Consider the following 25,545-nt stretch of genomic DNA (forward strand, 5'->3'; position numbering starts at 1 on the left):
ACCTCCCCCAGGTCGTGCGCCGATCCTACGATGTGGGCAGGTGACCCAACAGGCCTTCTCTATACGGCTGTTGATCTCTTCGTACCCGACACGTCACTCCACGCAAACTACAACCTGTGGGCATCGCCCACGCTGCCCGGCGTGGTGCACGACATCCGCGCCGCTCGCAATCACGGCGTGATCGACGCCCTGGCTGGGGACGGTATCCGCTGCTGGGCCGACAAGGGCTACCAGCACGCCGGCGGCACCGTGCGGGTTCCCTACCGCGGCCACTGGGACAAGCTGTCCGCAGGCCAGCAGGCCGTCAACATCTCCCACGCCAAGATCCGTGCAATCGGCGAACAAGCCATGGCCACGCTCAAGAACTGGCGGCTACCGCGCAAGCTGCGGTGCAGCACTACCCGCATCACCGGCCTCGTCCAAATGGTCCTCACCCTCCGCCTCAACGCCTCAAGCTGAGATTGGAAAGGCTCGCTGCCCCTGCCCAGCATTGTCTGCAGTTAAGTATGCGGAAGCTGCTGCGTCGATTTGTGGGGTGGTGCATGACACGCACAAGCGTTGCAGCCGCCTCAGGCCGCTTTTCGCCGGTTAGAGTTCGACGCCTGACGGAAACTCGCGCGGAACCGGCGAATGAGAGGGAGAGATAATGCCGCTCTATCTGACGAGGTTCAGCTACACGCCGGAGACCTGGGCCAGGCTGATTGGCAACCCAGAGGACCGCGGAAAGGCCGCTCAATCGTATGTCGAGTCGGTCGGTGGGAAGCTCCATGGGTTCTGGTATGCATTCGGCAGACACGACGGCTACACCCTGTGGGAAGCCCCCGACAACGTTTCCATGGCCGCGGTTGCGCTGGCGATTACTGGCGGCCGTGCGCTCAGCTCGTTGGAAACGACAGTCCTTCTGACCGTTGACGAAACAATGGACGCCCTGCGCAAGGCCGAGGAAATCCAGTACCGAGCGCCTGGCGCGTAGCGGCTCGCGCTCAACCCGCTGACGACCGCGACCTCGCGCAGGGGAATCACCCGCGGCCCCCCGCCCGTCCGGCGGGCGCAGGCGCCAGGACGTGCCTTTTGAGCGGTTCCCACCAGCGCCGGTTGTCCCGGTACCAGGCGACGGTCTCGGCGAGTCCGGTCGTGAACTCCTTGCCCGGCACATAGCCGAGTTCGTCGTGGATCCTGCTCCAGTCCACGGAGTAGCGCCGGTCGTGGCCCTTGCGGTCCTCGACGTACTCCACCATCTCCCAGCCGGCGCCGCATGCCTCCAGCAGGAGGGCCGTCAGCTCCTTGTTGCTCAACTCGGTGCCCCCGCCGATGTTGTAGACCTCGCCGGGAACGCCCTTGGCGCGGACGAGATCGACACCGCGCACGTGGTCGTCGACGTGCAGCCAGTCGCGGACGTTGAGCCCGTCCCCGTACAACGGCACTGTCAGGCCGTCCAGCAGGTTGGTGATGAACAGCGGGATGAGCTTCTCGGGGAAGTGGTGGTGCCCGTAGTTGTTGGAGCAGCGCGTCACCCGCACGTCCAGGCCGTGGGTGCGGTGGTAGGACAGCGCCAGCAGGTCGCCGGCCGCTTTGGAGGCGGAGTACGGGGAGTTGGGCCGCAGAGGCTCGGTCTCGGTCCAGGCTCCGGTCTCGACCGATCCGTACACCTCGTCGGTAGAGATGTGCACGAAGGTGCGCGTGCCGTGGCGCAGTGCCGCGTCGAGCAGGGTCTGCGTGCCGAGGACGTTGGTGCGGACGAACGCGGCGGAGTCGAGGATGGACCGGTCGACGTGCGACTCGGCGGCGAAGTGGACGATCTCGTCGTGCTCGGCCACGGCCTTGTCGACGAGCCGGGCGTCGCAGATGTCGCCGTGCAGGAAGGCGAAGTGCTCATGGTCGCGTACGGCGTCGAGGTTGGCGGGGCAGCCCGCGTATGTGAGCGCGTCCAGCACCGTGATCTCGACGTCGCCACGCGACTTGGGGCCGAGCAGCGTTCGCACATAGTGGGAGCCGATGAATCCGGCGCCACCGGTGACCAGGATCCGTGTGCGGTTCATGAGGAGATCTGCACCCTGCCGTGGTCGCCGATGACGAGGCGGTGCGTCGCGGGGACGCGCGGCGAGAGCGTCACCGTCACATTGCGTCCGATGAGCGATGCCTCGATGCGGCGGATGCTGTCGAACGACGAGTCGCGCAGGACGATCGAGAACTCGATCTCGCTGTTCCGGATGAGGCAGTTCTCGGCTATCGAGGTGGAGGGGCCGACGTAGGAGTCGATGACCACGCTCCCGGGGCCGATGACGACCGGGCCTACGATGCGCGACCCGCGCACTTCGGCGCCCGCGTCGATCCTGACGCGGCCGATGATTTCGCTCGCTGCGTCCACGAAGCCCTCGATGCGCGGCTCGAGGCCTTCCAGGAGTGTCCTGTTGACCTCCAGCATGTCGGTGACGTTCCCGGTGTCCTTCCAGTAGCCGGAGATGACCGTGGACCGTACGTCGTGCTGCCGGTCGATCATCCACTGGATGGCGTCGGTGATCTCCAGCTCGCCGCGGCGGGAGACCTCGATGGACCGTACGGCCTCGTGCACGCCGGGGGTGAACAGGTAGACGCCCACGACCGCGAGATCGCTGCGGGGGCGCTCAGGCTTCTCTTCCAGACCGACGACGTGGCCCTGCTCGTCGAGGACCGCCACACCGAACGCGGTGGGGTCGGGCACCCGGGTGAGCAGGATCTGCGCGTCCGGTTTGTCCTTGCGGAACTCATCGACCAGGTCGGTGATGCCGCCGAAGACGAAGTTGTCCCCCAGGTACATGACGAAGTCGTCGTCGCCGAGGAATTCCCGGGCGATGAGGACGGCGTGCGCGAGCCCGAGCGGTGCGCTCTGCGGGATGTAGGTGACCTTGAGTCCGAAGTCGGAGCCGTCGCCGACGGCTTGCTCGATCTCCTTGGCCGTCTCCCCGACGATCATGCCGACTTCGACGATGTCCGCTGCCGCGATCGCCTCCAGACCGTAGAAGAGGATCGGCTTGTTGGCGACGGGTACCAGTTGTTTCGCGGACGTATGGGTGATCGGCCGCAGGCGCGTACCCGCGCCCCCGGACAACACGAGAGCCTTCACGTTTCCATCCCGGTGGCGAGTGTGGTCAAGGTGCGGTGGAGTCCACCGTGATGGCCAGGGAGGGACACAGCTGCTCCGCCTCTTCCACCGCTTCCGTCAGGTGCTCTGGTGGCTCGCTCACGCGCAACACGACGCAGCCGTCGTCCTCGTGCTGTTCGAAGACATCGCCTACGGTCATCGCACACAGCCCGGCGCCGACGCACCTGTCCCTGTCAACCGTGATCTTCATCCTGGTCCCTTCAGCTCTTGGCTCGCGACCATCGTGTCGGCTGTGAGGTCTGTCGCCGACCGCCCTGGTCATGGTCTGGTGAATCGCCCAGACAATGAGCCCGGGCCGGGGGTTCTGAGAGCGCCGGCAGGCCCGGCAACCACATCCGACGTGTGCTCTCAGCGTTCGGTGGCGAGCCGTTCGAGGACGGGTACGAGCGCCTGCGGGCTGGGCATGGCCGCCGCCTCGGCACGCAGCCCTTCCGCTGCCTCGCCGTAGCCGGATTCGCCGACAAGCCGCTGGACGTGACCGCGCACCTGTTCCGCGTCCGCTTCCCGGTGGTGCGCGAAGATGCCCGCCCCCGCGTGCTCGAGCGACCTGCCACGCAGCTCGTGATCGGAGATGGACGTCGACAGGATCAGCTGAGGGACGCCATAGGCGAGCGCGGTCGAGTAGGAGCCGTACCCGCCGTGGTGGATCACCGCGGAACAGCTGGGCAGCAGCGTGTTCAGAGCGACCGAGTCGGCTGCCCTGGCGTTGTCCGGCACCGCGCCGATCCTCTCGCGCTGCGCCGGTACGAGCGCCGCGACGACCTCGACGTCCAGGTCGGACAGCGCGTCGAGGATGTCGGGTACGGACACGTAGTCGCCGCCGTAGCCCTCCGTGTTGGACGAGCCGAGGGTCAGGCACACCCTGGGGCGCTTGGGCGCCTCGCGGAGCCAGTCCCAGACCACGGCAGGGCCGTTGTAGGGCACATAGCGCATCGACACCTCGTGCAGTTCGCTCGGCAGGCGCAGGCTCGGCGGCAGGGAGTCGAGGGTGAACTGCCCGTTCAGCAACTCCTCGTCGCAGGTGACACCGAACGGTTCGGCGCGCGCCGTGAGCCACTCGGTGAGCGGATCGCTCCGCTCGTCCTCCGGCACCTGCGCCATCAACTCCAGGTACGTGCGGCGCGAACGGCCCCACACATCCGCGCACCACAGCAGCCGGGCATGGGCCGCGCCGCAGGTGCGGGCGGCAATGGCACCGGCGTAGGCGAGCGGGTCCCGGATGACCAGGTCGGGCTTCCAGCTCTGCGCGAAGGCCGCCAAATCGTCGATCATGGAGTCGTTGTAGGTGGCGAAGCCGTAGGGAACGCTCAGCTCGTACCGCAGCCGCAACTCGTCCCAGGTGATCTCGTCGGGCCCGGTGCGGCTCCAGTTCGCGGTCTCGTAGTCCTGTGAGTCGCGGTAGCTGGTCATGTCCTGGTAGATGCCGTGGTCGTGTCCCACCGGGACGGCGGTGAGCCCGGCCCGGGTGACCGTCTCGGTGAGCAGCGGGGTGCTGGCGACCCGCACCTCGTGCCCCGCCGCGCCGAGCGCCCATGCGAGCGGCGCCATGCAGAACAGGTGCGATTTCTCGGACAGACTGACGAACAGTATGCGCATGGGCCCCTCGGATCTGCGGACGGTTGATTGCCTGCGGCTACGGCGGTTCAGATGGTGTCCATCCAGCCGGTGACGGTTTTCGCGGTGGAGCCCGCATGGGCCTCCATCATCGTGAAGTGATTGCCCGGCACCTCGGCCACGGTGTCCGCACCGTCCCAGGACGCCTGCCACTCGTCCGGTTCGAGCGGTCCCGCCTGCTCGACGGTCACCGGCGGCTCGCTGGAGCGCACGAGCAGCACGGGGCAGGAGAGGCGGTCCGGCAACCATGCGCCGACGACGCGGATGTACCAGCTCATCGCGGTGAGCCGATCCGCGTCCATGTGCGCGAACATGGACTCGCGGTCGAACATGCCGCCGATCATCTCCCCGGCGAAGCGGGTGAAGGGCGAGTCCTCGCGCGGCAGGTAGGTGTCCAGCAGCGCGAGACCGGCAGGCGGCGTCCCCGACTTGTCCAGGTAGTGCGCAACGGCGAGCGCCAGTATGCCGCCGGACGACGAACCGACAAGCACGAACGGCTTGTCGCCCGCGCACCGCGCCACCGCCTCGGCCTGCAGCCGCACGACCGCCTCGAAGGAGGCGGGCAGAGGCTCTCCCCGGCCGAAGCCGGGGGTCGGCAAAGCCCATACGTCGCGCTCGCCCCGGTAGGCGGAGGCGAACCTGGCGTACTGGTGCACGCCCGCCAGCGCTACGTACGAGCTGAAGCAGATCAGGCTCGCAGCGCCCGTGTCCGAGGTGCCGTCGGCGCGGCGGGCGAGCCGCACGGGCGTGAAATCGGCCCCGAACTCCCCCGGCGCATCGAACGTCGGCCTCAGTTCCGCAGCCGCCTGCAGCAGCGCGAAGCCCTCCTCCACCCGTCCCGATGCGCAGGCCGTCCGAAACAGGGCGCCGATCGTGTCCTCCTCCGTCCGCCCCGTCCCGGAGGGCAGGTCGTCGGATCGCCGGGAGCCGGACTGCGGGAGAGCGGGCGCCGATTCCTCGCCCAGCCGGGACGCGAGGTCGTGGGGCGTGGCGAAGTCGAAGACGAGCGTGGGCGGGAGCAGCAGGCCGGTGGCCGCGCCGAGTTGGTTGCGCAGCTCCACGGCGGTCAGCGAGTCGAAGCCCAACTCGGTGAAATCACGGTCCGGTTCGATCTCCTCGGGTGACCCGTGGCCGAGAACCCTCGCCACCTGGCGCCGTACCAGGTCCAGCAGGAGCGCGCCCCGCTCGGCGGGCCCGGCGGCCGAAAGCTGCGCGAGCAGGGCGTCCTTGTCCTCTCCCGATGCGGAGACGGTACGCCGGGTGCGGCCCGGGGCCGCGGTGCCCAGCAGTGCCGCGAGTCCGCCCCTGCCGAGGCCTACGGTGACCAGGGCAGGCTCGCCGGTCGCCAGCGCGGCGTCGAACAGCGCGAGGCCGTCGTCCGCGGAGAGCGGCCGCATACCGCTGCGGGCCATGCGCCGCCGGTCGGTGTCCGCGAGCCCCGCCGTCATGCCGCTGCTTTCTGCCCACAACCCCCACGCCAGTGAGGTGGCGGGCAGCCCATGGGCCGCCCTGTGCCGGGCCAGACCGTCCAGGAACGCGTTGGCGGCCGCATAGTTGGCCTGTCCTGCCGAACCGAAGGTGCCGGCTGCCGAAGAGAAGAGCACGAACGCCGACAGCTTCCGGTTCTTCGTCAGCTCGTGCAACAGCCGGGCGGCGTCGGCCTTCGGACGCAGCACCCGCTCGATCTGCTTGTCGCTGAGCGCGGTCAGGACACCGTCGTCGACGACGCCGGCGATGTGCACGACGGCCGTGAGAGGATGATCCGGCGGAATCGAGCCGAGCAGCCCCTCCACGGCCTCCCGTTCCGAGATGTCACAGGCCACGAGGGACGCTTCGGCCCCCTCCTCGGCCAGCTCCGCCAGCAGCGCCTGTGCCCCGTCGGCCGCGGGCCCGCTGCGGCTCGCCAGCAGGAGGTGCCGTACGCCGTGCCGGGTGACGAGATGGCGCACGGTAAGCCGCCCCAACGCGCCCGTGGCGCCGGTGACCAGCACCGTGCCGTCCGGGTCGAACACGAAGGCGGGGACCTCCGCGGGCGCGACGCGGCCGAGGTGGGGCAGGCGCAGCTCGCCCGCCCGGAGAACCGCCTGCGCGTGGGCGGCGGCCACGGCTCCCGGAAGAGCGCTGCTGGAAGCCTCGCTGTCGTCGAGGTCGAGGAGCCGCAACCGCTCGGGGTGTTCCAGTTGGGCGGAGTGGATCAGCCCCCACAGCGCCGCGCCCGCGAGATCGTCTACGTCCTCGCCGGGCTCGGCGGCGACGGCGCCCCGGGTGACAAGCACCAGGCGGGAGCCGGCGAACCGTTCCTCGGCGAGCCACCGGCGGCAGGCGGCGAGGGTGCCGACGAGCAGTTCCCGGACGTCCAGTTCGTCCTTGCGGGGATCCGAACCGCACTCCAGCAGCACCGTGTCGGGCATCGTCATCCCCGTTGCCGCGGCTGCTGCCAGTGCGTCGAGGTCGGCGTACGACTCCACATGCACGCCCGCGCCGTCCAGCACCTCCGCGATCCCGCCGTCCGCCGGGCCGCCGCCGGCAGTGCTGTGACCGACCGGGGTGCCGAGAACAACCCACCGCGCTGCCTCGGGTCGCGGGGGCAGGGAGGCGGCGGCACGCCAGTCGAGGCGCAGCGGGGCATCCGGCCCGGCCGACGGAGCGGCGGGCATCTGCTCGGGTGTCACCGTGCGCAGGACGAGCGCGTCGGCACTGGCGACGGGCCGGCCGGAGGTGTCCGCGACCAGCACCGAGAAGGCATTGGCGCGGTCCTCGGCGGGCGCCAGACGTACGCGCAGCGCCGTTGCCCCCTCGGCGTGGAGCGTCACCCCGCTCCAGGCGAACGGCAGCATGGCCTCGCCATCACCTGCGCCGCTCGCGTCCCGGCCGCTGACGAGCAGCGTCTGGACGGCCGCGTCGAGCAGCGCGGGGTGCAGCGTGAACCGTGCGGCGTCGGCCCGGTACGGCTCGGGCAGCGCGGCTTCGGCGAACACCTCGTCACCGCGCCGCCATACGGAACCGAGCCCCTGGAACGCAGGCCCGTAGGTGAACCCGCCTTCGGCAAAGGTGTCGTACCAGTCGCCCGGTCCGACAGGCTCGGCGCCCTCGGGCGGCCAACTGCTCAGAACGTCCGGCTCGATCCGGGGAGCAGTGGCCAGGGTGCCTTGTGCGTGCCGTGTCCAAGGGGCGGTGTCGTCCGCCTCCACGGGCCGGGCGTGCACGGTGAACGGCCGCCGCCCGGCGTCGTCGGGAGCGGCCACGGCGACCTGGAGGTGGACGGCGCCACGCTCCGGAAGGACGAGCGGCGCCTCCAGGGTGAGTTCGGCGAGATGGTCGCAGCCGGTCCGGTCACCGGCGCTGATCGCCAGGTCGAGGTAGGCCGTCGCGGGAAGGATCACGCTGCCCAGCACCGCGTGGTCGGCGAGCCAGGCGTGGGTGGCCAGGGAGAGCCGCCCGGTGAAGACCACGGATTCCGAGCCGGCCACGCTGACGGCCGCGCCGAGCAGCGGGTGGTCGGCCGCGCGCAGCCCTACGGAGTCGAGATCGCCCGCACCGGCCACGGCGTCCCACCAGTAACGCCGCCTCTGGAATGCGTATGTGGGCAGGTCGACGCAGCGGGCGTCGGGGAACAGCGCAGACCAGTCGGGGCCGGTGCCCGATGTGTGGAGCCTGCCGATCGCGGCCATGACGCCGCGTGTCTCGGACCTGTCCATGCGCAGCGCCGGGACCAGAGCGCGGTTGTCGGCGGAGAGGCATCCCTGTGTCATGGCGGTCAGGGTTCCGTCGGGGCCGATCTCCAGGAACCGGGTGACGCCGTGCTCTTCCAGTCGGCGGATACCGTCGGCGAACCGGACGGCCTCCCGCACATGCCGCACCCAGTAGTCAGGCGAAGTCAGATCCTTGGCGAGTTCACCGGTTACATTCGAGATCACCGGGATACGCGGCTGCTTGTAGGTCACGCTCTCCGCGACCGTACGGAACTCGGCCAGCATCGGCTCCATCAACGGTGAGTGGAAAGCGTGGCTCACCCGCAGGCGCTTCGTCTTCTTGCGGCCCTCGGCCTCGAAATGCGCGGCGACCTTCGCGACGGCGGATTCCTCGCCGGAGACGACAACCGACTGCGGCCCGTTCACCGCGGCAATGCTCACCCGCTCCAGGTCCAGGAGCGGCAGCACCTCGGCTTCCGATGCCTGGAGCGAGACCATTGCCCCGCCCGTCGGCAGCGCCTGCATCAACCGGCCACGGGCAGCCACCAGACGACACGCATCCTCAAGAGCGATCACGCCGGCCACATGCGCGGCCACGAGCTCGCCGATCGAATGACCCAGCAGGAAATCGGGCCTGACACCGAACGATTCCACCAGCCGGTAAAGCGCGACCTCAACCGCGAAAAGCGCAGGCTGGGTGAGGGCGGTGCGGTTCAACGCATCCGCGTCATCACCGAACACGACATCCCGCAGCGGCAACTCCAACTCACCATCGAAATACGCACACACGGCATCAAACGCCTCCGCGAAAACCGGGAAGGCGTCGTACAACTCCCGACCCATACCGACCCGCTGCGCGCCCTGCCCGGTGAGCAGGAACGCGGTCCTGCCTTCGCCCCGAACCTCCCCGGTGACTACGTTCGCCGCGGTCTCACCCGCCGCCAGAGCACTCAGGCCGCGCAGCAGTTCGTCACGGTCCTCGCCGATGACCGCGGCGCGGTGCTCGAACGCGGACCGGGTCGTGGCCAGCGCCAGTCCCACATCCCGCAGGCGGAGTTCGGGCCGGTCCTGCACATACGCGAGCAGCCGTCCGGCCTGCGCCCGGAGCGCATCGCGTGTGCTGCCGCCGATCACCCAGGGAACTGGAACGGGTGCGGGTGCCGGTGCGGACGGTGCCTCGTCCGCCGGGGATTCGGAGACGGGGGGCTGTTCGAGGATGGCGTGCACATTGGTGCCGCTGATGCCGAACGAGGACACACCTGCCCGTCGCGGCCGGTCCGTCTCCGGCCACTCCACGGCGTCGGTGAGCAGCCGTACGTTCCCATCCGACCAGTCCACGTGCGTCGTAGGCCGGTCGATGTGCAAGGTGGGTGGCAGGACGCCGTGTTGGAGCGCCAGGACCATCTTGATCAGGCCCGCGACACCGGCGGCTGCCTGTGTGTGCCCGATGTTGGACTTGACCGCGCCCAGCCACAAAGGCCGGTCGGTCTCCCGTCCCTGCCCGTATGTCGCCAGGAGCGCCTGTGCCTCGATCGGGTCGCCGAGGGTCGTGCCCGTACCGTGTGCCTCGACGGCGTCGATGTCCGTGCCGGACAGGCCGGCGCCTGCCAGGGCTGCGCGGATAACCCGCTGCTGCGAGGGGCCGTTGGGCGCCGTGAGACCGTTTGACGCACCGTCCTGGTTCACGGCGGAGCCGCGGAGCAGCGCCAGCACTGCATGCCCGTTCCGCCGTGCGTCTGAGAGCCGCTCGACCAGCACGACACCGACGCCCTCGGAGAAGCCGGTGCCGTCGGTCCGGTCGGCGAACGCCTTGCACCGACCGTCTGCGGCCAGACCCTGCTGACGGCTGAAGTCCAGGAAGAGCCCCGGGGTTGACATGACGGTGACGCCGCCCGCCAGTGCGAGATCGCACTCCCCCGTCCGGAGCGCCTGCGCCGCAAGGTGGAGGGCGACGAGCGACGACGAGCAGGCGGTGTCGACGGTGACGGCGGGCCCCTCAAGACCGAACGTGTACGAGAGGCGGCCGGACATGACGCTCGCCGAGTTCCCGGTGCCGAGGTGCGCCTCCGCGTCCGGTGCCGCGGCTAGCGGACGGGAGGAGTAGTCCTGGTAGTTGGTGCCCGCGAAGACGCCGGTACGGCTGCCTCGCAGCGACAGCGGGTCTATCCCGGCCCGCTCGAATGCCTCCCACGACGTCTCCAGCAGCAATCGCTGCTGCGGATCCATCGCCACCGCCTCCCGCGGCGAGATCCCGAAGAAGGCGGCGTCGAAGTCGGCGACATCGTCGAGGAATCCACCGGCACGGGTGTAACTGCGCCCTGGCACACCGGGCTCCGGGTCGTACAGGGCGTCGGCGTCCCAGCCCCGGTCGGCCGGCCACTGGCTGATCGCGTCCACCCCGTCGGCCAGCAGCCGCCAGAACTCCTCCGGCTGGGTCACTCCGCCGGGGAAGCGGCAGCTCATCGACACGATGGCGATGGGGTCGTCCTCATGGATCGACGGTGTGGGGGGCACCGGCGCGGGCTCCGCTGCCGCCGCTTCGAGGCTCAGCTCCGTGCGCAGTCTGGCGGCCAGCGCGCTCGGGGTGGGGTGGTCGAAGATGAGCGTGGCCGGGAGCCGTTTGCCGATGGCTTCACTGAGCGCGTTGCGGAGCTCGACCGCCATGAGTGAGTCGAAGCCCAGCTCGCGGAAGGCCCGGTTGGGGTCGACCTCGTCGGGGTCGGTGTGATTGAGGACAGCGGCGACGTGGGCGCGGACGAGCTGCGCCAGGGCCTGGCGCAGCTCGGCTGCGTCGAGGGCGGCGAGCCGACGGGCGAGCGTGGGCCCATCGGCCGGTCCCTCCGTCGCCGGTACGGCGGCGCCGAGCGCCCGCTGGGCGTCGGGCAGGTCGGCGATCAGGGGCCGGGCGCGTGCCCTGGTGAAGACGTGCGCGAAGGTGCCCCAGTCGATGTCGGTGACGGCGACCGTGGTGTCGTCGTGGTCGAGGGCCCGTTGCAGCGCGGAGACGGCCGGCTCCGGGTCCATGACACGTACGCCGTGCCGCTGCAGTCGCCTGCCCACGGCGCCCTCGGCCATACCGCCTTCCGCCCAGGGCCCCCAGGCGATGGAGGTGGCCTGGAGCCCGGCTGCCCTGCGCTGCTGGGCCAGGGCGTCGAGGTAGGCGTTTCCGGGGGCGTAGTTGGCGTGTCCCGGCGCGCCGATGGTGCCGGCGGTGGAGGAGAACAGCACGAACGCCGACAGGTCGTGCTGCCTGGTCAGTTCGTCGAGATTGCAGGCGCCGCCCACCTTGACCCGGAGCACCCCGGCCAGTTGAGCGGGCGTCAGGGAGTTGATCATCCCGTCGTCGAGTACCGCGGCGGTGTGCATGACGGCGGTGAGCGGCCGGTCGGCGGGGATCGCCTCGAGCAGCGCTGCAACCGCGTCCCGGTCGGCGATGTCGCAGGCGGCGAATTCGGCTTGGGTGCCGAACTCGGCCAGCTCGGCGGCCAGTTCGGTGATGCCGGGGGTGTCGGCGCCGCGTCGGCTGACGAGGAGCAGGTGCGGTGCGCCGTTTCGGGCGAGCCAGCGGGCCACGTGCCGCCCCAGCGCGCCGGTCCCGCCGGTGACCAGGACGGTGCCCTTGGGTGCCCACCGGCGTGCGGTTCCGAGCGCGCCGGTCGCGGCGCGGACCAGTCGCCGGGCGAGGACACCACTCGGCCGTACCGCGAGCTGGTCCTCGTCGCCGAGGCCGGCGAGCGCGCCGACCACGGCCGTGGCTGCGGCCCGGTCCAGGGTTTCGGGCAGGTCGAGCAGTCCGCCCCAGCGCTTCGGCTCCTCAAGGGCGACGACTCGGCCGAAGCCCCACACCAGGGCCTGGCGCGGCGCGGCAACGCCCCGCAGCGGGTCGGTGGCCACGGCGCCGCTGGTGGCGAACCACAAGGGGGCCTCGACGCCGATGTCGTCCAGTGCCTGGACGAGACCGACGGTGGCGGCGAAGCCTCTGGGCAGGCCGGGAAGGGCGGAGTGGTCCTCCTCGTCCACGGCGAGCAGGGAGACGACGCCCGCGAGCGGGGGCAGCCGTTCCTCCGGGGATGCCGTGTCGCGCAAGGCGTCCGCGCCGCGCAGGGCGTCCTCGATCGTCCTGGCGAGTGAGGCCCTGTCCTGCTCGGGTTCCGCCATCACGGTGACCGGGCGCGCTCCCGCGGCGGAGAGTGCCTCCGCCATGGCGCTGACCATTGGACCTTCGCCGGGTGCGACCAGCAGCCAGGTGCCGCGGAGGGTGGGCGGCGCCGCTCCGGCGGGGACGGGCTTCCAGGTGACGCGATAGCGCCACGAGTCGGCGACTGCCCCTTCGCGGTTGCGCCTGCGGTAGTCGCAGAGCGCGGGCAGCATGCCGGTGACGGCTGCGGAGTCCACGCCCAGCGCTGCGCTGAGCGTGTCCGCGTCGCCGCTCACGACGGCCTCCCAGAAGCGGGTGTCGCTGGCGTCGCCGGGGACGGCTCCCAGTTCGGGGGCGGGCCTGGGCCAGTAACGGCGCCGCTGGAAGGGGTAGGTGGGCAGGCCGATCCGCTGGGGGGCGCTGCTTCCCGGGGTGCTGTTGAGGACCGTGCGCCAGTCCACGGGCCCCCCGGCGACGGACAGTTCGGCGAGCGAGGTGAGGAAGCGCCGGTGGCCCCCTTCTCCTTTGCGGAGGGTGCCGACGACAGCGGCGCCCGCGATGTCGAGTGCGTCGAGCGTGTCGCGTACGGCCGCCGTCACCACGGGGTGCGGTGAGGTCTCGATGTACGCGCGGTAGTCCTGCTCGGCGAGGGAGCCGACAGCGTGCTCGAAGCGTACGGTCCGGCGCAGGTTCTCGTACCAGTAGCCGGCGTCCAGCCGCTCGGTGTCGATCCAGTCGCCGGTCACTGTCGAGAAGAACGGGATCGCGCTGCTGCGCGGCTTGACCGGTGCCAGTTCGGCGAGCAACTGCTCGCGTATCTCCTCGACATGCGCGGAGTGGGATGCGTAGTCGACCGGTATCCGCTTGACCTGCGCGCCGTCGGCTTCGAGCGCGGCGAACAGCTCGTCGAGTGCGTCCGCCTCACCGGAGACGACCACGGACTGGGGGCCGTTGACGGCGGCGACCGACACGCGGTCGCCCCATGGCGCGAGACGCTCCTCCACCGCCTGCAGCGGCAGCAGTACGGACATCATGCCGCCGCGTCCCGCGAGTGAGGTCAGTGCCCGGCTGCGCAGGACGACGACGCGGGCGGCATCCTCCAGGGTGAGCGCCCCGGCGACGCAGGCGGCGGCGATCTCGCCCTGGCTGTGCCCCACGACGGCGTCGGGCTCCACGCCTCGGGCGCGCCAGAGCCCCGCCAGGGAGACCATCACGGCGAACAACGCGGGCTGGACGACGTCCACGCGATCGAGCGACGGCGCCCCCTCCACGCCACGGAGCACCTCGTGGAGGGACCAGCCGGAGAACTGTTCCACGGCCTGCGCGCACTCGGTGAAGCGGGCGTGGAACTCCTCGTCCGTATCGAGCAGTTCGGTTGCCATACCGGCCCACTGGGGGCCCTGGCCGGGGAAGACGAAAGCGGTACGGCCGTCGCCGCCGCTCGTGCCGCGTACCACCCCGGGGGCCGGAGCGTCGGCGGCGAGCGCGTCCAGGCCACGGAGCAGTTCGTCGCGGTCGACGGCGATGACGGCGGCCCGGTGCTCGAACGCCGACCGGGTGGTGGCCAGCGACCAGGCGGCGTCGCGCAGTGGCACCGGCGGCTCCGCGGACAGCCGCTCACGCAACCGGGCGCTGAGTGTGCGCAGCGATTCCGCGGTGCGCGCGGAGACGAGGAAGGCAAGCTCGCCAACGGTGGCGTCGGTCCCGGGCGCGTCGTCCGCCTCGGGGGCGCCGTCCGCCTCGGGGGCGCCGTCCGCCTCGGGGACGGGGTCCTGCACCGTGGCCTGTTCGAGGATGACGTGCGCGTTGGTGCCGCTGACGCCGAAGGAGGAGACACCGGCCCGGCGTGGCCGCCCGCGGTCGGGCCACGGTTCGGCCCCGGCGAGCAGCGACACCCTCCCCGCCGACCAGTCGACGTGCGACGAGGGCCGCTCGACATGCAGGGTTCTCGGCATCAGCCCTTCCTGGAGGGCGAGCACGGCCTTGATGACACCCGCCGCTCCGGCAGCGGCCTGCGTGTGTCCGATGTTGGACTTCACGGAGCCGAGCCACAGCGGTTGTTCCGCGTCCCGGTCCTGCCCGTACGTCGCGAGAAGCGCCTGTGCCTCGATCGGGTCGCCGAGCGTCGTACCGGTGCCGTGCGCCTCCACCATGTCGATGTCCGCCGTGGCCAGGCCCGCGCCGGCGAGGGCCTGCCAAATGACGCGCTGCTGGGAGGGGCCATTGGGGGCTGTCAGGCCGTTGCTCGCTCCGTCCTGGTTGACCGCAGAGCCGCGCACGACGGCGAGTACGGGGTGTCCGTTGCGGCGGGCGTCGGCCAGCCGCTCGACGAGGAGCATGCCCGCGCCCTCACCCCAGGCGGTGCCGTCGGCCGCGTCCGCGAACGCCTTGCACCTCCCGTCGCCGGCCAGTCCACGCTGCCGGCTGAACTCCAGGAACAGGCCCGGTGTGGACATCACGGTCACACCTCCCGCCAGCGCGAGGTCGCACTCCCCCGAGCGGAGCGCCTGCGCCGCCAGATGAAGGGCGACGAGCGAGGACGAGCACGCGGTGTCGACGGTGACTGCCGGCCCTTCGAGGCCGAGCGCGTAGGAGACCCGGCCGGATACGACACTGGCGGCGTTGCCGGTGCCGACGTGCCCTTCCAGCCCTTCCACGGCGCCGAGCAGCAGAGCGGTGTAGTCCTGCCCGTTGGTGCCCGCGAAGACCCCGGTACGGCTGCCGCGGAGCGACGCCGGATCGATCCCGGCCCGCTCGAACGCCTCCCACGACGTCTCCAGCAGCAGCCGCTGCTGCGGATCCATCGCCACCGCCTCCCGCGGCGAGATCCCGAAGAAGGCGGCGTCGAAGTCGGCGGCCCGGTCGAGGAATCCACCGGCACGGGTGTAACTGCGCCCCGGCACACCGGGCTCCGGGTCGTACAGGGCGTCGGCGTCCCAGCCCCGATCGGAGGGCCACGCGCTGATGGCGTCCACCTCGCCCGCGAGCAGCTGCCAGAATTCCTCGGGCGATGCCACCCCGCCTGGAAAGCGGCAGCTCATTGCCACGATCGCCACCGGCTCCTGGATCCCGGCCTCGACTTCGTGCAGGCGCTGCCGGGTCTGGTGAAGGTCGCTGGTGACCTTCTTGAGGTATTCGAGGAGCTTCTCTTCGTTCATGCACCCTCATCCACGCGGCGGTTCCGGGGCTCTTGCGGTCGGCGGCTCATGACATGCCGAGGTCGTTGTCGATGAAGTCGAAGATCTCGTCGGCGGTGGCGGAGCTGATCCGGTCGCTCACCCCGGCGTCGTCCTTCGCCTCTCCGCCTCCGTCCTGTCGCTCGTTCCACCTCGCCAGCAGCGCCTGCAGCCGGGAAGCGATCCTGGCGCGCTGCGGATCGTCCGGCGACACCTCTCCCAGCACGCCCTCCAGCCGGTCGAGTTCGGCGAGCGCGGGCAGTCCCGCGGCCGTGTCCCCAGCGACGACCCGTGTGCGCAGATGGCGGGCCAGGGCCACGGCGGTCGGGTGGTCGAACAGCAGCGTGGCGGGAAGCTGCGTACCGGTGGCGAGACCCAGCCGGTTGCGCAGCTCGACGGCCATGAGCGAGTCGAAGCCCAGTTCGCTGAAGGCCCGCTTCGGGTCGATCGCGTCCACGGAGGAGTGCCCGAGAACGCCGGCCACATGGGTGCGGACGAGGGTGGCGAGCACGCGTTCCTGGTCGGCCTCGCTCAGCCCGGCCAGCTGCTCGCGCAGCGCGGCGAGACCGCCGTCCCGACCGCTGCCGGCGGACTCGCGCTCCGGGGCCGCCCGCCGTGCCTCCGGCAGATCGGAGAGCAGCGCACTTGGCCGCACCGAGGTGAAGCCGGGAACGAACCGAGCCCAGTCCACGTCGGCCACGGCCAACGTGGTGTCGCCACGGGTCAGCGCCCGCTCCAGCGCATCGACCGCGAGCTGCGGGTCGATCGGGCCCATGCCGCCGCGCCTGAGCCGGTGTTCCAGCTGCTCGTCACCCGCGGCGTCGGCCGCCATGCCGCTACCGGCCCACGGCCCCCACGCGATCGAGGTGGCCGGCAGGCCGAGGGCCTGCCGCTGCTGGGCGAGTGCGTCCAGACAGGCGTTGGCGGCGGCGTAGTTGGCCTGCCCCGTCGCTCCCGCCGTGCCGGCGAAGGACGAGAACATCACGAACGCCGTGAGGTCGCCGGTCAGTTCGTGCAGGTTCGCCGCGGCGGCCAGCTTGGGCCGCAGCACGGCGTCCAGGCGCTCACCGTCGAGCCCGGCGATCAGCCCGTCGTCGAGCACACCGGCGGTGTGGAACACGGCGTCGACGGGATGCTCGGCCAGCAGTCGCGCCAGCGCCTCTCGGTCGGCGGCATCGCACGCGACGACCGTCACCCGGGTGCCGCGAGCGGTCAGTTCGGCCGCCAGCTCAGCCGCGCCTTCGGCCTGCGCGCCACGCCTGCTCGCCAGGACCAGGTGCCCGGCCCCCCGGTCGGCCAGCCGGCGAGCCACGTGTGCGCCGAGTGCGCCGGTGCCTCCGGTGACCAGGACGGTCCCGGTGCACTCCCACGGCTGTTCGGTTCCGGTGCCGTCGTCCCGGGACTGTGCCCGCACCAGTCTCCGTACGAAGGTGCCCGAGCCTCGCACGGCGACCTGGTCCTCGCCCTGCCCGGCCTCCAGCACCGCGCACAGCCGCTCCACAGCCCGCTCGTCGAGCTCCGCGGGCAGGTCGACCAGTCCGCCCCAGCTCTGCGGCTGCTCCAGCGCGGCGACGCGCCCGAAGCCCCAGACCGCGGCCTGTACGGGGGACGGCACGGCCTCGCGCTCCCGCACCGCCACGGCCCCGGTGGTCGCACACCACAGCAGCGCACCAGAGCCCAGGTCGTCGAGGGCCTGTACGAGGGCCATGGTCGCGGCGAGTCCGCCCGGCGTGGCGGGCTGCGTCCGGTTCGGCTCCTCATCGGTGCCCAGCAGTGAAAGCACCCCGTCCACGGGGCCCAACTCGTCCAGGACCGTGGTCAGCTGCTCGGCGAGCGACTTTCGGTCCGCCACGCCGCAGTCGACCTCGAGGGGGACGACCCGGGCCGCCCCGTGGGCGGCCAGCCCTGCCGCGATCGCCGTCTCCCAGGCACGGCCGGTACGTCCCGCGGGCAGCGGAAGCAGCCAGGTGCCGGACAGGACGGGAGCGGAGGCGTCGCCGACCGGCCGCCAGATGACCTGGTACTCCCAGCCGTCGACGGCGGTGCGCCCGCGCTGCTTGAGGCGCCACGAGGACAAGGCGGGCAGCACCTCGCTCAGCGGGGCGTCACCCGCCAGATGGAGACGCTCGGCCAGCTCGCCCAGGTCGGCCCGTTCCACGGCGGCCCAGAACTGCTCGTCCACCGTCTGCGTCGGGTCGGCTCCGGTCTGCGGCCCGGCCGGTTCCAGCCAGTACCGGCGGCGCTGGAAGGCGTATGTGGGCAGCTCGACACGGCGCGCCCCCTCGCGGTACGGGGCGGCAGCACCCGACCCCAGACCTCGTACGTGAAGGCTTGCCGCAGCCAGCAGGGCGCTGGACGACTCGGGCCGCTCGCGCCGCAGTACAGGGAGCGCGGCGGTGTCCTCACCGGGCTCGCACAGGCTCTCCCATGCCATGGCGGCAAGGGCACCGTCGGGGCCCAGCTCCAGGTACGTCCGTACGCCGTCGGCCTCCAGCCGGCGGACGCCGTCGCAGAAACGGACGGCCTCCCGCACGTGCCGCACCCAGTACTCGGGCGAGGTGAGGTCGGCTCCGGCCAGCGGCTTCCCGGTGAGATTGGAGACGACAGGGATACGCGGCGGTGCATACCGCACACCCCGCGCCATCTCGCCGAACTCCGCCAGCATCGCTTCCATCAGTGGTGAGTGAAACGCATGGCTGACCCGCAAACGCCTAGTCTTCCGCCCCTGCTCGGCCAGTTGCCCCGCGATGCGGGTGACCGCGTCCTGCTCGCCGGACACGACGACTGCCGAAGGCCCGTTCACCGCGGCGATGCCCGCCCGGTCCGCGAGACCCTCCAGCAGGGGCAGTACCTCCTCCTCGGAAGCCTGAACGGCGATCATGGCGCCGCCCTCCGGCAGAGCCTGCATCAACCTGCCGCGGGCCGCGACGAGGGCGCAGGCGTCCTCGAGGGTCAGCACCCCGGCCACATGCGCGGCGGTCAGCTCTCCGATGGAGTGGCCGATCAGGAAGTCGGGCCTGACACCCCACGATCCGACCAGGGCGTGAAGTGCCGTTCCCACAGCGAACAGCGCGGGTTGTGTGTACGCGGTGCGGTCGAGCAGCGCGGCTTCGGTCGAGCCCTCGTCCGCGAATACCAGGTCACGCAGGGGCCGTTCGAGGTGCCGGTCGAACTCCGCGCAGACCTCGTCGAACGCCCGCGCGTATACGGGGAACCGCTTGTACAGCGCGCGGCCCATGCCCGCGCGCTGGGAGCCCTGACCGCTGAACAGGAAGGCGAGCTTCCCGCCGGTGCCCGCCTGCCCGCGCACCAGCCCCGCCGAGTCCTCCCCGCGTGCCAGCGCGGCGAGGCATGTCAGGAACGCCTCCCTGTCCTCGGCGACCAGCACCGCCCGGTGGTCGAAGGCGGCGCGGGTGGTGGCGAGCGAGTACCCGACATCGTGTACGGACAGGCCGGGGTGGTCGGCGACATGCGCCCGCAGCCGCTTCGCCTGGTCGCGGAGTGCGGCCGCGGAGCGGGCGGACAGCGGCCACACGACGGGGCCGTCCTGCTCGTCACGCCCGTCGTGCTCGTCAGGCCCGTCGTGTTCGTCTCGCGAGGTGTCTGCGGGGCTGCTGTCGGTGGAGTTACTCTCGGCGGGTCCGCTGTCGGCCGCCTCGGCCTGTTCGAGCACCACGTGCGCGTTGGTGCCACTTATCCCGAACGAGGACACGGCGGCCCGGCGCGGCAATTCGCTCCGCGGCCACTCCACGGCCTCGGTCAGCAGCCGCACATCTCCGGCCGACCAGTCCACGTGCGAGGAGGGCTCGGTGACGTGCAGCGTCTGTGGCAGCACCCCCTTCTGGAGCGCCAGCACCATCTTGATCACACCGGCGATGCCCGCCGCGGCCTGCGTATGCCCAATGTTGGACTTCACCGAGCCGAGCCACAAAGGCCGCTCGTTCTCGCGGTTCTGTCCATAGGTGGCGATGAGCGCCTGTGCCTCGATGGGGTCGCCCAGCGACGTTCCGGTGCCGTGCGCCTCGACCGCGTCCACATCACGGGCCTCAAGACCCGCGTTGGCGAGCGCGGCCCGGATGACACGCTGCTGGGAGGGGCCGTTGGGGGCCGTCAGGCCGTTCGACGCACCGTCCTGGTTCACCGCGGAGCCACGGAGCACGGCGAGCACCGGATGGCCATTGCGCCGCGCGTCGGAAAGACGCTCGACCAAGACGATGCCCGCGCCCTCGCCCCAGCCGGTGCCGTCCGCGCCCTCGGCGAACGCCTTGCACCGCCCGTCTCCCGCAAGGCCCCCCTGACGGCCGAACTCCACGAACGCGCCAGGTGTGGCCATCACGGTCACCCCGCCCGCGAAGGCGAGATCGCACTCCCCGAGGCGAAGAGCCTGCGCGGCCAGGTGCAGAGCCACGAGCGACGACGAGCAGGCCGTGTCGACCGTCACCGCGGGCCCCTCGAGGCCGAGAGCGTACGAGACACGGCCGGACGTCACGCTGGTGGCGTGGCCGGTCAGCAACTGCCCCTCCGAGCCTTCGGGCAGGACGTGCGCGGCCGAGCCGTAGCCCTGGTAGTTCGTCCCCGCGAAGACGGCTGTTCTGCTGCCGCGCAGTGCCGCCGGGTCGATGCCGGCCCGCTCCAGCGTCTCCCACGAGATTTCGAGGAGAAGCCGCTGCTGCGGGTCCATGGCGACCGCCTCGCGCGGCGAGATCCCGAAGAAGTCCGCGTCGAAGTCGCCGCTCTCGTAGAGGAACCCGCCCTCGACGTGGCCGACAGCGCCGTCGCCGCCCGTCTGCCAGCCGCGGTCGGCGGGCATCGGCGAGAGTGCGTCCACTCCCTCGGACAGCAGCTGCCAGAACTCCTCGGGGCTGCGCACCCCTCCCGGGAAGCGGCAGCTCATGGCGACGACGGCGAGCTGCTCCTCGCCGGCAGCCGCCTGTCCGGTCGCCGCCCGGCCACCCGCGGCGTCCGGCACTGCTACGACAGCCGCCTCGCCGTCACCGAACAGCTCAGCACGCACATGGCGGGAGAGTGCCAGCGGCGACGGATAGTCGAAGACGAGCGTCGCCGGAAGCCGCAGACCGGTCGCGGCCGCAAGCCGGTTGCGCAGTTCCACGGCGGTGAGCGAGTCGATACCCAGGCCGCGGAAGTCCCGTGCGGGCTCGACGGCTTCGGGCCCGGCGTGTCCGAGCACGATCGCCGCCTGCGCGCGTACGAGATCCAGTACGGCGGTCTCCCGCTCGGCCGGCGGCAGGGCGCCCAGCCCGGCCCGCAGGCTCTCCGCAGGGTCGCCGTCTGTCGCCGACGCGGCGGAGCGCCGCCCGGATCCGGTGACAAGACCGCGCAGGAGAGCCGGCAGCGCGGACTGCTGTGCGCGCAGTGCCGCATGGTCGAGCCGGACGGGGACGAGAACCGGGTCGGCCGTGCGGAGCGCGGCGTAGAACGCGGCCATGCCCTGTTCCGCTGTGAACGGCACCATGCCGCCGCGCGCCATGCGCTGCAGATCCGTATCCGCCAGCTCGCCGGTCATGCCCGCACCGGGAGCCCAGGGGCCCCACGCGAGTGACGTGGCGGGAAGGCCGATGATGTGCCTGCTCCGGGCGAAGGCGTCCAGGAAGGCATTCGCGGCCGAGTAGTTACCCTGCCCCGAGCCGCCGAACATACCGGCGATGGAGGAGAAGACAACGAACGCGGCCAGATCCTCGCCCCGGGTCAGCTCGTGCAGGTTGACGACCGCGTCCGCCTTCGGCGCGAGTACGGTGTCCAGCCTCTGCGGCGTCAGCGAGGACACCACGCCGTCGTCCAGCACACCGGCCGTGTGCACGACCGCGGTGAGGGGGTGTTCTGCGGGAATGCCCGCCAGCACAGCGGCCAGGCTGTCACGGTCGGCAGCGTCGCAGGCGGTGAGAGCGATGTCGGCGCCGAGGTCAGTCAGTTCGTCCAGCAGTTCGTCGGCGCCGGGCGCCTGAGGGCCCCGGCGGCTGGCGAGGAGCAGGTGCCGCATGCCGTGCTCGGCCACCAGATGCCGAGCCACCAGAGCGCCGAGACCGCCCGTACCGCCGGTGATCAATACCGTGCCCTGCGGGTCGAGCGGAACCGGCATCGTGAGGACGACCTTGCCGACGTTCTTGGCCTGACTGAGGTGACGGAACGCCTCAGGAGCCTTCCGCACATCCCACGCCGTCACCGGCAACGGCTCCAGCACACCCCGCTCGAACAGATCGAGGAGCACGCCCAGCATCTCCGCGATCCGCTCAGGACCGGCGTCGAACAGGTCGAAGGCCTGATACGTGACACCCGGATGCTCAGCCGCTACCTCCAGCGGATCCCGCACATCGGTCTTGCCCATCTCCACAAACCGCCCACCCCGCGGCAGCAATCGCAGTGACGCGTCAACGAACTCCCGCGCCAGGGAGTCCAGCACCACATCCACACCCCGGCCACCGGTCGCATCCAGGAACGACCGCTCGAAACCCAGATCACGCGACGACGCGACATGCGCCTCATCCAGACCCGACCCCCGCAACGTCCCCCACTTGCCCGGACTCGCCGTACCGAACACCTCCGCACCCAGATGCCCCGCCAACTGCACCGCAGCCATACCAACCCCACCCGCGGCGGCATGCACGAGCACCGACTCGCCCGCCTGGAGCCCACCCAGATCCACCAGCGCGTAGTACGCCGTCAGGAACACCACCGGCGCGGCCGCCGCCTGCGCGAACGACCACCCCTCCGGGATACGGATGACGGTGCGCTCGTCGGCCACCGCCACCGGCCCGAACGACCGGGTGAACAGACCCATGACCCGATCCCCCGGGGAGATTCCAGTCACCCCCGGGCCGACCTCCGTAACCACACCGGCGCCCTCGATGCCCAGGGCTCCCGCTTCTCCCGGGTACATCCCGAGCGCATTCAGCACATCGCGGAAGTTCAGACCGGACGCGCGTACCGCGATCCGCACTTGCCCGGCGGCAAGTTCGGCGTTGGCCGCGGGGCACTCCACGAGACACAGATTCTGGAGAGTGCCTTTCTCCACGATGTCCAGGCACCACGCCTCTGCCTGCTCGGGCACGGTCAGCGCAGCCCGCCGTACGTACCTGCTGAGCCTCGGTGCGTACGCCTGGCCTGCGCGTACTGCCAGTTCGGGCTCGCCGGAGGCCAGAGCGGCGGGGAGCGCGGCGAGCGACTCGCTCGCCCCGTCGACATCGACGAGCGTGAAGCGGTCCGGGTTCTCCGAACGTGCCGAGCGGATGAGCCCCCAGACGGCGGCCAGCGCCGGGTCTGGTCGCCGTTCGTCCACGGTGACCGCGTCCTGCGTGACCACGACCAGGCGGGATGCGGCGAACCGCTCGTCGGCCAGCCATGCTTGGACGGTCGCGAGCGCCCGGTGGGTCACGGTGTGCGCGGCGACGGACTGATCGCCCTCGCCGACGGCGTCGCTCATCCGCAGCAGGACGTGGGCAGGCACGTCGTCCTGCGGGAGCGAACCGAGGTCCGAGTAGCTCGCGGCATCGATCGCGGACAGATCAAGTTGGTCGGCGCCATCCGCCATGTCGATGACGGCATCGACGGTCACCGCGGATCGGGCGGGCTCCGGCAGCGGTATCCACTCGATCGCATGCAGCGCGGTGTCCTGCTGTCCTGACCTTGCACTCGCGATCCGGTCGGTCGACACCGGGCGCAGGACCAGGGAGTCGATCGTCGCGACGGGCCCGCCCGAGGCGTCGGCCAGTTCCAGGGTGACCGCGTCATGACCGTTCATCAACAGCCGTGCGCGCAGCGCCGAAGCTCCAGCCGCGTGCAGGGTCGCCCCTGACCAGGAGAAGGGCAACCTGCCTCGGCCGTCCGCCTCTTGGTCCGCGGGGACAAGTCCGAGCGCATGCAGCGCCGCGTCCAGCAGTGCCGGGTGCAGCCCGAATCCTGCCGCATCAGGGATGGCGCTCTCAGGAAGTTCGACCGTGGCGAACAGCTCGTCACCGCGGCTCCATACATCACGCAGACCGCGGAAGACCGGACCGTAGTCGAACCCGGCCGAAGCCAACCCGTCGTACAAACCGTCTACGTTGACGGGCTGCGCCCCGGCGGGCGGCCACTGGGACAGGTCGACCCCGGGAGCCAGGGAGCCCGTGCCGAGTACACCGCCGGCGTGGCGCGCCCACGGCTGCTCGGGCGGCGCATCCTCGGACCGGGAATAGACACTCAGCGTGCGGCGGGCGGACTCGTCCGGCGCCCCGACGGAAACCTGAAGCTGTACGGCGCCTCGCTCCGGCAGCACCAGCGGCGTTTGAAGGGTCAACTCCTCAACTTGCCCACAGCCGACCTGGTCCCCGGCGCGGACCGCCAGCTCCAGGAACGCCGTGCCGGGGAACAGGATCGAGCCCGATACGACATGCTCGGCGAGCCAGGGGTGGGTCGCCGCGGAAACACGCCCCGTGAACACCATGGCGCCGCCGCCGGCCTCGCCGTCCGCGCTGTCGGCCAGGGGGACGGCTGCTCCCAGAAGGGGGTGATGAGCGGACACCAGCCCGGCAGAGCCCAGGTTTCCGGGCGCCACGCCGTTGAAGCGGGGCCAGTAGCGCCGGTGTTGGAAGGCGTAGGTGGGCAGGTCGACGGGGGCGGAAGCAGCGCCGGTGTTGGGGTTGGGGAGGAACGTCTGCCAGTCGACGTCGATGCCGTGGACGAATGCCCGTCCGGCGGCGGAGAGCACCGCGGACACCTCGGAACGGTCACCACGCAGAACGGGCATCAGGACATGGTCCGTGTCTTCGTCAAGGCAGCCCTGGGCCATCGCGGTCAGCGTGCCGTCCGGGCCGATCTCCAGGAACCGGGTGACGCCGTGCTCCTCCAGCCGACGGATGCCGTCGGCGAACCGGACGGCCTCCCGCACATGCCGCACCCAGTACTCGGGAGAGGCCAGATCCTCAGCGGTGGCCAACATGCCCGTGACATTGGAAATGACCGGGATACAGGGCTGCTCGTAGGTCACGCTCTCCGCAACCGTACGGAACTCGGCCAGCATCGGCTCCATCAACGGCGAGTGGAACGCATGACTGACCCGCAGCCGCTTCACCTTCCGACCCTCAACCTCGAAATACGCGGCGATCTCCGCAACGGCGGATTCCTCACCCGCGATGACCGTCGCCGAAGGCCCATTCACCGCGGCAATGCTCACCCGCTCCACATCCAGCAGCGGCAGCACCTCGGCCTCCGACGCCTGGAGCGAGACCATCGCCCCACCCGCCGGCAATGCCTGCATCAACCGGCCACGGGCAGCCACCAGACGACACGCGTCCCCAAGGGTCAGTACCCCGGCCACATGCGCAGCCGCCAACTCGCCGATCGAATGACCCAGCAGGAAATCGGGCCTGACACCGAACGACTCCACCAGCCGGAACAACGCCACTTCGACCGCGAAAAGCGCAGGCTGGGTGAAGCCCGTCCGATTCAACGCATCCGCATCATCACCAAACACGACATCCCGCAGCGGCAACTCCAACTCGCCATCGAAATACGCACGCACGGCATCAAACGCTTCCGCGAAAACCGGGAACGCGTCGTACAACTCCCGCCCCATACCGACCCGCTGCACACCCTGCCCAGTGAAGAGCAAAGCCAGCCGGGCTTCGGGTTCCGCCAGAGCAGTCACTACGGAAGCGACATCGTCACCGTTGGCCAGAGACCTGAGTCCTTCAACGAGTTCCTCTCGCTCGGTGCCGAGTACGACGGCTCGGTGCTCAAACTGTGCCCGCGTCGTGGCCAGGGCGAACCCCACATCCGGCAGACCGAGTT

The 25,545-nt window shown here is 70.9% G+C and carries 7 protein-coding genes and 1 pseudogene; 2 read left to right on the forward strand and 6 right to left on the reverse strand.

Annotation, left to right across the window (positions count from 1 at the left end; all coding sequences use genetic code 11):
* Window positions 1-114 precede the first annotated feature (114 nt).
* A pseudogene (locus ACZ3H8_RS35810) lies at window positions 115-459 on the forward strand (transposase family protein); the annotation flags it as partial.
* A gap of 187 nt (window positions 460-646) precedes the next feature.
* Entirely contained in the window at window positions 647-973 is a 327-nt protein-coding gene (locus ACZ3H8_RS35815; RefSeq protein WP_467408920.1) for a GYD domain-containing protein, read from the forward strand.
* A 46-nt stretch (window positions 974-1,019) separates the two neighbouring features.
* On the opposite strand, the gene rfbB is transcribed toward ACZ3H8_RS35815, so the two are convergent.
* The 6 genes from rfbB to ACZ3H8_RS35845 form a co-directional block, all read right to left on the reverse strand.
* Window positions 1,020-2,039, reverse strand: coding sequence for a dTDP-glucose 4,6-dehydratase (gene rfbB / locus ACZ3H8_RS35820; protein ID WP_467408923.1), 1,020 nt, complete (start codon window positions 2,037-2,039; stop codon window positions 1,020-1,022).
* Window positions 2,036-3,103: a glucose-1-phosphate thymidylyltransferase gene (locus ACZ3H8_RS35825; protein ID WP_398990312.1), complete on the reverse strand. Its 1,068-nt coding sequence runs from the start codon at window positions 3,101-3,103 to the stop codon at window positions 2,036-2,038. Before ACZ3H8_RS35825 ends, rfbB begins: the two co-directional genes overlap by 4 nt.
* 25 nt (window positions 3,104-3,128) lie before the next feature.
* A complete protein-coding gene (locus tag ACZ3H8_RS35830) occupies window positions 3,129-3,332 on the reverse strand; it encodes a ferredoxin (RefSeq protein WP_356233583.1) in 204 nt (67 codons plus the stop codon).
* Window positions 3,333-3,490: 158 nt separating this feature from the next.
* On the reverse strand, window positions 3,491-4,738 hold the full coding sequence (locus ACZ3H8_RS35835; RefSeq protein ID WP_467408925.1) for an activator-dependent family glycosyltransferase: 1,248 nt from the start codon (window positions 4,736-4,738) through the stop codon (window positions 3,491-3,493).
* 47 nt (window positions 4,739-4,785) lie between these two features.
* Window positions 4,786-15,744 (reverse strand): type I polyketide synthase, encoded by a 10,959-nt coding sequence (locus ACZ3H8_RS35840; RefSeq protein ID WP_467408927.1) that lies wholly within the window; start codon window positions 15,742-15,744, stop codon window positions 4,786-4,788.
* Between the two features lie 46 nt (window positions 15,745-15,790).
* Window positions 15,791-25,330 carry a type I polyketide synthase gene (locus tag ACZ3H8_RS35845; RefSeq protein ID WP_467408929.1) on the reverse strand — a complete coding sequence of 3,180 codons (9,540 nt, stop codon included), beginning with the start codon at window positions 25,328-25,330 and terminating at the stop codon, window positions 15,791-15,793.
* Window positions 25,331-25,545: the final 215 nt, after the last annotated feature.

This window comes from Streptomyces sp. NPDC002868, from assembly GCF_055563295.1.